We start from the raw sequence: 12,484 nt of genomic DNA, 5'->3' as shown, positions 1-12,484 counted from the left end.
TTAATTTGTCGGTTCTTCTGCGTGCTCCAAAACTTTTTTCATCTTTGTCTCGAATTTTTTCCGAGGAATGAGCACGCTATGACCGCAGCCTTCACATTTAATCCGGATATCCATTCCCAATCGGATGATTTTCCAGCGATTTTCGCCGCATGGATGGGCCTTTTTCATTTGCACCACATCATTCAGCTGATAGACTTTGTCATTCACGAGCACTCCCCCTTATGGCATTTTCCTTCATGAGTTCTTCTGCTTCTTGTTTATTATACATGACCAGTCTAGGAGCTGGAATACTGATATTTCGTTCCAGTAATTTTGTTTTGATCCGGTTTCTTGCTTCCCGGGCCACACCAAAATGTTCCATCGGTAACGTCTCAATGATGGCGCGCAGGACGATATGCGAAGTAGATAAAGTCTCCACTCCTAACAACTGCGGTGTTGATTGAATTTCCGGGTATTCGGCCGGCAGCTCCAATAATACCTGCATGATGACTTCTTCAGCCAGTTGCAAATCAGCCTCATATGGAACGTTGATATCCAATACCCCTAAACTGTTATGCACAGAGAAATTGGTGACTTGCGTAATATTACCATTCGGTATGATGTGCAATTCGCCTGTCCAGTTTCGTATCTTACATGTACGCAAGCCAATTTCTTCAACGTCTCCCCTGATTCCGGCTGTCTGAATATTATCGCCTACGGAAAATTGATTCTCAAAAATGATGAAGAAACCGCTGATTACATCCTTCACCAAGCTTTGTGCACCGAAACCGATAGCCAAGCCGGCGACTCCTGCACTTGCTATCAACGCTCCTATATTTAAGCCAAGCTGTGACAACACCATCACTACAGCAGTGAAGTACACAACATAGGTGATTACATTTTGAATCAATTTTTTTAATGTTTTCTCTCGACGTTCCGAGACTATCGGCGACTTGAGATTAGCCTTTTCCCTCAAAGAATTATTGAAAGTCCTCTCCACAATATTATTGGCCACACGTACGACCACCATGGACAATATAATGATCATAACTATCTTCAATACTACAAAACCAATGCTGGTCCAGAGCTCGGCACTCGTCAAATAATCGAAAATACTGGTCCATTGCTCCTCTACATTCATGATGTGTGTATCTCCTCGTCCATTTGTTTTCTTTATATATTATCAAATATCTATTTCATTTTGTACGTTTTAGTAAGGGATATACGAGGATTGCCGAAAGAATATAAAGATTAGCAAACCCAAAAAGCGGGTACATCAAAGCTATCAAGTCTGTAAAGCCGAGCTGAGTCAGTGGCAGCATCATTATGATAAGAACAGCAGCTTGCAGCCAGAGCGGTCCCCTCCACTTTGTTTGGAATCTCGAGACGATGCCAAGTACTCCCGAAACAGCTGATGTATAGATGGCGAGCCATAACACGATACTGATTCCGATCAAAACGAAAGAGGGATAATTCTTCAAGATATAGAATAGCGGTATATCATAATTTGGGATTGCATGACTTATATGCATCAGGTCATTATTGTACAAATATGTAAGAGCACCAATGATGAGCCCGCTGCCGATGCTTGCAATCCATAATTCCCCCTTCACTTTCATTTGTTTACCGATTGCTCCTATGACGGCAACGACAGGAAGGATATTCAGCGCCGTAAATGGAAATGCTGCCCGCCAATTTGCTTGTTCACGCCAATCACCAAGCAAATCGATCTGTTCATGTTTCGTATAGACTAAAAGCACGATGACGAGACCGCCGACTAAAATAGGCAGGATATAGCTATTCATGGAAACAACGCCTTCAACATTCGATACGAAGATCAGAATGATCATAAGCGAAATGAAGAGGATGCCAAGCCAGTTCGGAATATGATACATCGTACCTGTAGCACCTCCAGCAGCAATCATGACGACTGTCACTGTAAACAAATAGAAAACGATCAGTACATCATAGAGGGCAGCCAATCTTCTGCCCACCAGCCGCTCCAATACTGGAAAGTAATGGGTGCTCTTCTCAGTGAAGCTGATATGCAGGATGACATAGCAGCATATTGAAAATAATACGGTGAAAATAACGATAGCCAGTCCACTTTCATAGCCGAAAAATTGCCAGATCTCCCTTCCTGACGCATATCCGGCTCCAATCAATGTCGCCAATATCAAAAACATCCATTTCATCCCAGCAGCCCACATCACAGTCCCTCCAATTTCATATGAACACGTATAGAAAAAGTAGAAAAGCTATATACTATTACCAATATGTGTATGGAGGATAAGCTATGAGCCTGAAGAGAATATTTACGAAAAAAAAGGAGTTCCGCTGTGACTACCAAGACCCCCTTCTTATAAGTAAAGCTTATGAAACAATCAGCTCATGGATTCCTGACGACCAAGATATTGTTGTTCTTTGCATCGGCACGGATCGTTCGACTGGAGATGCATTAGGACCGATCATTGGGTCATTCCTGACAGAAAAGCCATTGAATAGGCTCCAAGTATATGGAACACTGGAATCGCCTGTCCATGCCGTCAATCTGGTGGAACGTATGCAAATGATTACGGAAAAGCATCCAAATGCTTTTATGATCGCGATTGACGCTTGCCTGGGAAGGACGACTTCCATAGGTTCCATCATTGTTTCTCCTACACCTCTGAGACCGGGGGCGGCATTGAAAAAGGACCTTCCTGCCGTTGGGGATGCTCAAATAACCGGTATCGTTAATGCCAGCGGGGATATGGAGTATTTTGTACTGCAAAATACACGCTTGCATCTTGTCATGCAGCTTGCATATAAAATCAGTGCACTTTTACTTGCTATCGATCGTAAACAAGCACCACTTTTATCTTCCGACACAACAGCCGCCGAAAATTGATATGTTTCACGTGAAACAAACAAAAAAAGCCAAAAGAAGCGTGCGCTCCTATTGGCTTTTATTTATTTAATACATTTAAGATGCGTTCTAAATCTTCATCAGAGAAGAATCGGATTTCAATCTTCCCTTTTCGTTTGCCGCGATGAATTGTTACATCTGTCCCTAATTGGTTCCGCAGCTGTGACTCAGTCTGGGCAAGAAATATATCCTTTACGGGTTTCTTCTTTTCGGGCTCAGGCAGATTTTTGTTCAGCTTCATAATGAGCTGTTCCACCTGCCGGACATTCAGTGATTCATTTTGTATTTTTTCAACCAGCGGCTGCAATTTCTTTTTATCCTTCAGACCTAACAGGGCACGCCCATGCCCCATCGAAAGCTTGCCTTGATTGATAAGATCACTTATTTCAGGCGGAAGTGTCAATAAACGAATGAGATTCGCTATATGTGACCGGCTTTTTCCTAATCGCCTTGCTAAGATATCTTGCGTGATATCCAATTCTTTCATCAAATTGGAATAAGCTTGCGCTTCTTCGATCGGCGTGAGATCTTCCCTTTGCAGGTTTTCCAACAAAGCAAGTTCCATCATCTTTTCATCATCGAGTGTTTTGACGATTACGGGCACTTTTTTCATACCTGCAGCCTTTGCAGCACGGTATCTTCTTTCCCCTGCTACTATTTCATAACCTTTGATGCTTTTACGGACAATAAGTGGCTGCAGGATGCCGTATTCCTGAATGGATTGCTTCAATTCCTCAATGGCATCAGCAGAGAAGACTTTACGCGGTTGATATGGGTTCGCGCGGCATTCATTGATTGCAATTTCCTGAATCTGATCTTCTTCCTTCATTTCCAATTCCGGAAAGAAAGCATTAAGACCTTTCCCCAACCCTTTGGCCATGCGCCATCACTTCCTTTGCTAAGTCTAAATAAACATCTGCTCCACGCGACTTCGGATCATAAATAATGATCGGCTGACCATAACTTGGTGCTTCGCCCAGCCGCACATTTCTCGGAATGATTGACTGATACACTTTATCCTGGAAATATTTCTTCACTTCTTCAATGACTTGGATACCTAGATTGGTACGAGCATCCAGCATCGTCAGCAATACGCCTTCAATCATCAAATGCTTGTTCAAATGCTTCTGGACAAGACGAATGGTATTCAATAGCTGACTCAGCCCTTCTAATGCATAATATTCGCATTGGACAGGGATGAGGACAGAATCTGCTGCTGTCAGTGAATTCAAAGTCAGCAGTCCCAAAGAAGGCGGACAATCGATGATGACATAATCATAATCATCTTTCACACTATCAATCGCCTTTTTCAGCCGGACTTCCCTTGAGATCGTCGGTACCAGCTCGATCTCGGCTCCAGCAAGCTGAATGGTCGCCGGGATGACGTCCAGATTATCAACAGCAGTTGACACTAGGACTTTTTCAGCCTCCATATCCTCAACTAGAACGTTGTATACACAATTCTCGACATCTGCTTTGTTCACACCAACACCGCTTGTAGCATTTCCTTGCGGGTCAATGTCTACAAGCAATACTTTATTTCCTAAAAAAGCCAGGCAAGCACTCAAATTGACGCTGGAGGTTGTTTTTCCTACACCGCCCTTTTGATTTGCGATTGCGATTACTTTGCCCATGGTGTCACCTACCTCAAACTCAATACATTTATTCTATCATTTTTTCATAGAGACCGACGGATAAATTCAAGATTTTGAAAAGTTAGCTCCCTTTTCCTATATAAAAACCCATCTTATTGAAAGATGGGGATCCCATGGGAGATTATTCATGACTTTTTCGGTATTTTAATTGTAATTTGATAATAATCATCCAGGTCTTCTTCTTCTGTTTCTAAGTTGATGCCTGTGTCGGAGACCATGGAAAGCGATTGGCGAATCGTATTCATGGCAATGCGCATATCCTTATTGACACCCTTTAGCTTAGGACGTTTCTTTTTCGGTTGAGCATTCCTGATACGGGCGATGCGTGCCTCTGTTTCTTTTACATTCAATTCCTTGTCGATGATTTCCTGCAAAATCAACTCTTGCTTTTCTGCGTCTTTCAACACAATAAGCGCACGAGCATGCCGCTCGGTAATTTTCTTTTCCAGTAAAGCCTGCTGTACGGATTCTGGCAGCTTTAATAATCGCATCTTATTGGCAATAGTGGATTGACTTTTGCCGAGACGCTGCGCCAATGCTTCCTGGGTCAAGGAGTGCAGCTCGAGCAAACGCTCATATGCAAGTGCTTCCTCGATGACTGTCAGCTCTTCCCGCTGCAAGTTTTCTATCAATGCTACAGAAGCTGTCTCTGTATCCGACATGTCACGAATGATGGCAGGCACAGTTTCCCATTCCAAAGACTGGACTGCTCGCCAGCGGCGTTCACCTGCAATCAATTCATAGCTGCCCTCAGCATTTTTCCGGACAACAATTGGCTGGATGATGCCATGCGTACGGATCGTCTGAGCCAGTTCTTTGATTTTTTCCTCCTGGAAAACGGTTCTTGGCTGGTATTGGTTCGGGACAATATCCTGAACCCGAAGGTTTACTACTTCGTCCTGATGTGCATCGTTTTCCGTTTCTGCTGAATCCGATTTATCACCTAGCCCAAAAATGCGGCTGAAAGGGTGTAACATCCTCAGACACCACCTTTTTTACAATCCTAATCTAACAAGCAGGTACATAAGGAATAGTAAATGTTTCACGTGAAACATGTATAAAAAGGCGCAGCAGTTCTACTGTAGAAGCTGCTGCGCTTAACATAAGCCGAGCCAGTTCCTTATCTACTATTTTATCATAGATTGGGTGAGAATGGTAAGCTTGTGTGGCACTTCATCCACTAATTTTCTTGTATTTAAACAATTGGTTCACGGTTGGGAACCCCTGCTTTACGAGGATACTTCTTAGGTGTCTTGCGACGTTTGGCAATGATGGCGATATTTCGTTCTCCGCCTTCTTCCGGCAGATCGAATGTATGACTCTCCACCAATTCGCCCCCCAGCAGCTCCATTGCCGGTTCCGCTTCACGCAATTCCGTTTCCAGGCTTGGCCCTTTCATGGCGATAAAATGACCCTTCACACGGCAAAGCGGCAGACAAAGCTCCGACAATACGGACATCCGTGCAACTGCTCTTGCCGTGACCAAATCGAATGATTCCCGGAAAGTGTCATTCTTCCCGAAATTCTCTGCCCGGTCATGATAAAAAGCGACATTGGACAAGCCAAGCTTCGATGCAAGCTCATTAAGGAATGTAATCCGCTTCTTGAGCGAGTCGACAATCGTCACCTTCAGTTCCGGAAAGACGATCTTTAGCGGGATGGATGGAAATCCCGCTCCCGCTCCGACATCACAGATACTTTCATTTCCTTTGAAATCGTAGAAGAATGCAGCGGAAATCGAGTCGTAGAAGTGCTTTAAGTACACTTCTTCTTTTTCTGTGATAGCTGTCAGATTCATCTTTTCATTCCATTCGACCAAAAGATGAAAGTAATCCTCCAGTTGTTTTTGCTGCTGTTCGGATAACGTGATACCTTGCTGATCCAATTGTTGTAGAAAATCTGCTTGGTTCATTCTGTACCTCTTTTCGACAGATTATTGGTTCGCTGCTTTTACATGTCCGCCTTGTTCGATATATACGAGCAGGATGGAAACATCAGCAGGATTCACACCGGAAATCCGGGAAGCCTGACCCACCGATAGCGGGCGAACTTTCTTCAATTTCTCACGGGCCTCTGTTGCCAGACCGCTGACATCATCATAATTGATCGTATCAGGTATCTTCTTATCTTCCATGCGTTTCATGCGCTCTACTTGCTGCATGGATTTCGTGATATAGCCTTCATACTTCGTCTGGATTTCAACTTGTTCTTTTACATCTGCTGGCAGATCTTTATCTGCAGGAACGATTTTTTCGATCAAGCTGTATTTGACCTCAGGACGTTTCAATAGGTCGGATGCTCGCTGTGCTTCTTTCATCACGGATCCCACTTCGTCCATCAGCTTCAGTACATGCGGTTCTGTTTTGATGATGATTCCTTCCAAGCGTTTCCGTTCTTCTTCAATCAGGCGTTTTTTCTCCTGGAAACGTGCGTAGCGTTCGTCACTTATCATCCCTATTTGATGACCAAGCTCGGTCAGACGCATATCCGCATTATCATGACGAAGAAGCAAGCGGTATTCCGCACGTGATGTCAACAGACGATAAGGTTCGTTTGTTCCTTTTGTCACCAAATCATCGATCATGACACCGATATAAGCTTGGGAGCGGTCCAGGATGACCGGATCTTTGCCAAGTGCTTTGGCTGCGGCGTTGATGCCAGCCATGATTCCTTGGCCGGATGCTTCTTCATAGCCGGAGGTTCCATTAATTTGGCCAGCTGTGAAAAGACCTGGGATTTTTTTCGTTTCCAAAGTCGGCCAGAGCTGTGTCGGAACCATTGCATCATACTCGATTGCATAGCCGGCACGCATGATTTCCGCGTTTTCCAAACCAGGGATTGTTTGCAGCATTTCTTTTTGGACATATTCCGGCAAGGAAGTGGACAATCCTTGGACATACACTTCCTCCGTATTCCGACCTTCCGGCTCCAAGAAAATCTGGTGGCGCGGTTTATCGTTGAAACGGACTACTTTATCCTCGATGGATGGGCAGTAGCGTGGTCCTGTTCCTTTGATCATACCAGAATACATGGCGGACAGACCTAGATTTTCATTGATGATATTGTGTGTGAATTCATTCGTGTATGTCAGCCAGCAAGGGATCTGATCCGTGATGAATTCCGTTGTTTCATAAGAGAATGCAAGCGGTTCTTCATCACCCGGCTGAATCTCCGTTTTGGAATAGTCGATGGAACGGCTGTTAACACGCGGCGGTGTGCCAGTTTTGAAACGAACCATTTCCAAACCTAGTTCTTCGAGGTGCTCCGACAACGTAACAGATGCACGCTGATTGTTCGGACCGCTCTCATAGGAAATATCCCCGATGATGACGCGTCCGCGCATGAACGTCCCTGTTGTGATGACAACAGTCTTGGCGTAGTATGCCGCTTTCGTTTCCGTGATGACACCTTTGCAGACGCCATCCTCGATGATAAGACGTTCGACCATACCTTGACGCAATGTCAGGTTTTCCTGGCTTTCCAAGGTTTTTTTCATTTCAGTGATATATAGCGGCTTATCCGCTTGTGCTCGCAATGCACGAACTGCAGGACCCTTACCTGTGTTGAGCATGCGCATTTGGATATATGTTTTATCGATCACTTTACCCATCACACCGCCGAGTGCATCGATTTCGCGCACCACTACACCTTTTGCAGGGCCGCCGACGGATGGATTACATGGCATGAATCCTGTCATGTCAAGGTTCATGGATAGCATCAATGTATTGGCACCCATTTTCGCAGCCGCCACACCCGCTTCACAGCCGGCATGTCCTGCGCCTATGACAATGACATCATAATGCCCAGCATCGTATGTCATGTTCATTCTCTCCTTTTTTATTTTCCTAAGCAAAACTGTGAAAACAGTTGATCGATCAAACTATCATGCACGGTATCCCCGATGATTTCACCGAGCAATTCCCATGTTCTTGTGACATCTATTTGGACGATATCCATCGGCATTTGCATTTCGATGCCATTCATCGCTTCCTTAAGCGAAGATAATGCCTGCTTCAACAGCTGGATATGCCTTACATTCGATATATAACTTAAGTCGCCTCCATCGATTTCCCCTGCAAAGAAAGTATCTTTGATGGCAAGCTCCAATTCGTCGATTCCTTTTTCTTCAATCAGTGCTGTCGTGATCACCGGTCTATCGCCTGCCAGCTGACGGACTTCTTCCAAATCAATCTGCCGGGGCAGATCCGTTTTGTTGACGATGACGATGACATCAAGCCCAGCAACAGCTTCAAATAATTGCCGGTCCTCATCGGATAATGCTTCTCCATAGTTCAGCACAAGCAAAATGAGATCACTTTGCTTCAAAACCTGACGGGAACGGTCTACACCGATTCGCTCCACGATATCCTCTGTTTCACGAATTCCAGCTGTATCGACCAGCTTCAAAGGCACTCCGCGCACATTGACATATTCTTCGATGACATCTCGTGTGGTACCTGCTATTTCTGTGACAATTGCCTTATTCTCATGCACAAGGGCATTCATCAAGGAAGATTTTCCGACATTCGGGCGGCCGATGATCGCTGTTGCCAACCCTTCCCGCAGTATCTTCCCCTGCTTGGCCATTTCGAGCAGATTCTCTATCTCTTCATAAACATATTGCGTTTTTTCGATCATCATGTTGTGTGACATCTCTTCCACATCATCATACTCCGGATAATCGATATTCACCTCAACATGCGCTACCGTTTCCAATAACTCCTGGCGCAGCTTTTGAATCAGGCGGGATAGTCTTCCATCCATCTGTTTAAGGGCAACATTCATCGCCCGATCTGTTTTTGCACGAATAAGGTCCATGACAGCCTCTGCCTGGGATAAATCAATCCGCCCATTCAGGAATGCCCTTTTGGTGAATTCACCAGGCTCCGCCAGCCGGGCCCCTTCCTGCAGCGCGAGCTCCAGTACACGGTTGACAGAAACAAGCCCACCATGACAGTTTATTTCGACTACATCTTCCCGTGTGAATGTTTTCGGCGCCTTCATGACCGATACCATCACTTCTTCTGCAACTTCTCCAGTTGCCGGGTCAATCAGCTTTCCGTAATGAATCGTGTGACTCGGCACATCGGTCAGCTTCTTGCCATCGAATAGCTTGGCAGCAATCGCAACTGCCTCTGCCCCACTCAGCCGTACAATGGCAATTGCACCTTCCCCGACAGGAGTCGATATCGCCGCTATTGTATCATTCTGCATCTGCTTCACCTCTTTCTGTCTTTTCTTATCTATCTATTTATCCACAGCATATCGCCATGATTAAGTTTTTACTCACTAACTTATAAGAATAGCACGGTGACCAGCAAAAAGAAAGATATCCACACGAAAAAATACCTTCTCCCGTCGGAGGTCGGTTATCCACATGTGAATAGAAGCAAAAAAAGCCTTGGCATCATTGCCAAGACTTTTCTTTTGCTGGTTGGATGACGATATAGCGATTCGGTTCCTTCCCTTTCGAATCCGTTTCGACACCTTTTTGTTTCTGAATTGCTGCATGGATGATCTTCCGTTCACTGGCCGGCATTGGATCAAGAGGCACCGCTTTTCGCAGCGCCAAAGCCTTATTGGCTGCTTGGACAGCCAGCGTTTCAAGCGTTTCCCGTCTTCTTGTCCGATATCCTTCCGCATCGACGGTAACGGTGAAATGATATGCTTTTTGCTGATGCAGGAATTGTTCGACCAGCACTTCCAGCGCATTCAGCGTCTGTCCCCTTTTTCCGATCAATATGCCGAGATCATTACCACTGATCGCGAACATCACATGCTTTTTCTTAACGGAAGTGATCTCTGCCTCTGCATCGGGATGCAAATGACGGATGATACTTTCCAAATATTCTTTTGCTGCTTGTACATAGTCTGTCTGCTTTACTGCCACCCTGACAACTGCCGGTTTGGCACCGAACAAATTGAGGAAACCTTTGCTTCCTTCATCGATGACAGCCACTTCGACTTCCTCTTTCGAAACGCGCAACTGCTGTAATGCCGATTGAATTGCATCTTCTACGGTTTTACCGCGAGCAGTCAGCTGCTTCATTATTTCTTGCTGTCTGCCTGAGCTTTGTTCTTCGCCATCATCGGCTTATTGATGAGCAATGTCTGCGCCACCATGAAGACGTTACCTACTACCCAGTACAAAGCCAAAGCAGATGGGAGGAATAATGCAAATACAGTGATCATGACTGGCATGATGTAAAGCATCATCGTCATTTGCGGATTTGCTCCCATTGCTGAGTTACCTGCCATCATTAATTTCTGCTGCAGGAATGTTGCCAAACCTGCAATGAGCGGCAGGATGAAATATGGATCCGGGTTTCCAAGCTGTACCCAGAGGAAGTTATGCTCCTTGATGGCTTCCGTCCGGCTGATTGCCTGATAGAAGGCAAGCAAGATCGGCATCTGCACGATGATCGGCAGACATCCTGCCAGCGGGTTCACACCGTGACGCTGGAAGAGCTGCATTGTTTCCTGCTGCAGCTTTTGCTGCGTGTTCGCATCTTTGGAGCTGTATTTTTGCTGCAACGCTTTTAGTTCTGGCTGAATTTCCTGCATCGCTTTCGAGCTTTTCAGCTGCTTGATGTTCAATGGCAGCAAAATCAAACGGATGATCACAGTAACGATGATGATCCCAAGACCGAAGTTTTCTCCCGTCAAGTTAGCAAAATAAGTGATCAGCCAAGATAGCGGGTAGATGAAGTATTGATTCCAAAACCCGGTACTTTCAGAAGTGATTGGATCGGTGCTCGGTGCACAGCCTGCCAAGGCAGCGACGAGCAGCACGAGTGCCAATACTAATAAACCTTTTTTACGCACCATGTTTCCTCCTTAACTTCCTTGCATAAGACTTTCCCTATTGCTTCTCTTTTTGTTTTCTATTTGGCTGTTTCAGCAGATGTGATTTCCAAAGCACGTGGATCAAACTTTTTTTCAGTTCCTGATAAGTCATATCCTTCGCTGGCTGCCTGGCAATGACGATAAAATCATATCCTTGTACAACTTGCTCATCCAGTTCATGAAAGGCTTGTCTCAAATAGCGCTTTATCTTATTCCGCATAACAGCGTTTCCAAGTTTCTTGCTGACAGACAGGCCGATGCGAAAATGCGTATCCGCTGTTTCCTGCCTCTTATAATATAGAACGAGCTGGCGGTTCGCAAAAGAGCTCCCCTTCTGGAACACTTCCTGAAATGCTTCATTCTTTTTGATTCGATATTCTTTCTTCATGGAGGGTCCCCTCAAGCATGCCTATTTGAAATAATGTTCATCAAATAGTGTTCAATTTGAAAGAAGGAGAATAAACGCGGCATTTAAGCTTGTAGTTTATTCTCCTTCTCCACTCTTTGTAAAAGCACAGCTAGCAAGCTGCGTCTGTTCCACTGATCAGTATATAAAGTCAAAAAGACCACTACATACGTAAGTGGCCTTATGCAGACAATACTTTTCTTCCTTTACGACGACGACGAGCTAGAACTTTACGTCCGTTTTTTGTGCTCATACGCTCACGGAAGCCGTGTACTTTTTTTCTTTTACGGTTATTAGGTTGGAATGTACGTTTCATATATAAAACACCTCCCTCGAGGATATATAAAAAAATATAGCGAAAGGTCATAGACAGTCTTGAACATTATACGTAAAAGTAAGCGGACATGTCAACCTATCATTTTTGCTGTATCCCGTCTTCCTTTTATCCACAAGCCATGTTAATCTAGTAACCCTGTGCATAACTTTTTCCACACAAGTTTTCGACAGCTTACACACATAATCGCATGCTGTGGATACTTTTTGTCTACAATCGCCGGCATTTGTGGATAAGTGTCGATTAAGCATTGCAAGACAAGGATTATTCTGTTATCATATCTGTGTTTTAATGATTGGATAAACCGATTGGGGAAATCCATTATCCACAGATTGTGGATAAACTGTGGACATCTA

At 44.7% G+C, this 12,484-nt stretch carries 14 protein-coding genes; 1 reads left to right on the top strand and 13 read right to left on the bottom strand.

Going from position 1 to position 12,484, the window contains the following annotated elements; genetic code table 11:
• From MHI54_RS08860 to MHI54_RS08850, 3 genes are read right to left on the bottom strand one after another with little or no spacing between them, the layout of a single operon-like run.
• On the bottom strand, positions 1-207 hold the full coding sequence (locus tag MHI54_RS08860) for a DUF951 domain-containing protein (RefSeq protein ID WP_095215727.1): 207 nt from the start codon (positions 205-207) through the stop codon (positions 1-3).
• A complete protein-coding gene (locus tag MHI54_RS08855) occupies positions 200-1,120 on the bottom strand; it encodes a mechanosensitive ion channel family protein (RefSeq protein ID WP_095215726.1) in 921 nt (306 codons plus the stop codon). The genes MHI54_RS08860 and MHI54_RS08855 overlap by 8 nt, the downstream gene beginning before the upstream one ends.
• Positions 1,121-1,175: 55 nt before the next feature.
• Positions 1,176-2,189: a hypothetical protein gene (locus tag MHI54_RS08850; protein ID WP_340081297.1), complete on the bottom strand. Its 1,014-nt coding sequence runs from the start codon at positions 2,187-2,189 to the stop codon at positions 1,176-1,178.
• A gap of 86 nt (positions 2,190-2,275) precedes the next feature.
• Here MHI54_RS08850 and yyaC point away from each other — a divergent pair, with 86 nt between their 5' ends.
• Positions 2,276-2,869, top strand: a complete 594-nt coding sequence (gene yyaC, locus MHI54_RS08845) for a spore protease YyaC (RefSeq protein WP_095215724.1) — start codon at positions 2,276-2,278, stop codon at positions 2,867-2,869.
• 58 nt (positions 2,870-2,927) lie between these two features.
• On the opposite strand, the gene MHI54_RS08840 is transcribed toward yyaC, so the two are convergent.
• The 10 genes from MHI54_RS08840 to rpmH all read right to left on the bottom strand — a co-directional run bounded on the left by MHI54_RS08840 (position 2,928) and on the right by rpmH (position 12,110).
• Positions 2,928-3,767 (bottom strand): ParB/RepB/Spo0J family partition protein, encoded by an 840-nt coding sequence (locus tag MHI54_RS08840; protein WP_095215723.1) that lies wholly within the window; start codon positions 3,765-3,767, stop codon positions 2,928-2,930.
• Entirely contained in the window at positions 3,739-4,521 is a 783-nt protein-coding gene (locus MHI54_RS08835) for an AAA family ATPase (protein ID WP_340081296.1), read from the bottom strand. Before MHI54_RS08835 ends, MHI54_RS08840 begins: the two co-directional genes overlap by 29 nt.
• Positions 4,522-4,667: 146 nt before the next feature.
• Positions 4,668-5,519 carry a nucleoid occlusion protein gene (gene noc / locus MHI54_RS08830; protein ID WP_095215721.1) on the bottom strand — a complete coding sequence of 284 codons (852 nt, stop codon included), beginning with the start codon at positions 5,517-5,519 and terminating at the stop codon, positions 4,668-4,670.
• A 218-nt stretch (positions 5,520-5,737) separates the two neighbouring features.
• Entirely contained in the window at positions 5,738-6,454 is a 717-nt protein-coding gene (gene rsmG / locus MHI54_RS08825; protein ID WP_095215720.1) for a 16S rRNA (guanine(527)-N(7))-methyltransferase RsmG, read from the bottom strand.
• Positions 6,455-6,475: 21 nt separating this feature from the next.
• Positions 6,476-8,362, bottom strand: a complete 1,887-nt coding sequence (gene mnmG / locus MHI54_RS08820) for a tRNA uridine-5-carboxymethylaminomethyl(34) synthesis enzyme MnmG (RefSeq protein WP_095215719.1) — start codon at positions 8,360-8,362, stop codon at positions 6,476-6,478.
• 17 nt (positions 8,363-8,379) lie between these two features.
• Positions 8,380-9,756 carry a tRNA uridine-5-carboxymethylaminomethyl(34) synthesis GTPase MnmE gene (mnmE, locus tag MHI54_RS08815; protein ID WP_095215718.1) on the bottom strand — a complete coding sequence of 459 codons (1,377 nt, stop codon included), beginning with the start codon at positions 9,754-9,756 and terminating at the stop codon, positions 8,380-8,382.
• 193 nt (positions 9,757-9,949) lie between these two features.
• Positions 9,950-10,591, bottom strand: coding sequence for an RNA-binding cell elongation regulator Jag/EloR (gene jag, locus MHI54_RS08810; RefSeq protein ID WP_095215717.1), 642 nt, complete (start codon positions 10,589-10,591; stop codon positions 9,950-9,952).
• Positions 10,591-11,367, bottom strand: a complete 777-nt coding sequence (spoIIIJ, locus tag MHI54_RS08805) for a YidC family membrane integrase SpoIIIJ (RefSeq protein ID WP_095215842.1) — start codon at positions 11,365-11,367, stop codon at positions 10,591-10,593. Before spoIIIJ ends, jag begins: the two co-directional genes overlap by 1 nt.
• A 37-nt stretch (positions 11,368-11,404) precedes the next feature.
• Positions 11,405-11,776 carry a ribonuclease P protein component gene (gene rnpA / locus MHI54_RS08800; protein WP_095215716.1) on the bottom strand — a complete coding sequence of 124 codons (372 nt, stop codon included), beginning with the start codon at positions 11,774-11,776 and terminating at the stop codon, positions 11,405-11,407.
• Between the two features lie 199 nt (positions 11,777-11,975).
• Positions 11,976-12,110, bottom strand: a complete 135-nt coding sequence (rpmH, locus tag MHI54_RS08795) for a 50S ribosomal protein L34 (protein ID WP_093726343.1) — start codon at positions 12,108-12,110, stop codon at positions 11,976-11,978.
• Positions 12,111-12,484: the final 374 nt, after the last annotated feature.

The sequence above is a fragment of the Terribacillus sp. FSL K6-0262 genome (genome assembly GCF_037977385.1).
GTDB lineage: Bacteria > Bacillota > Bacilli > Bacillales > Amphibacillaceae > Terribacillus.
The sequence above is the reverse complement of the archived record's forward strand: the minus strand, read 5'-3'. Positions and strand labels throughout refer to the sequence as shown.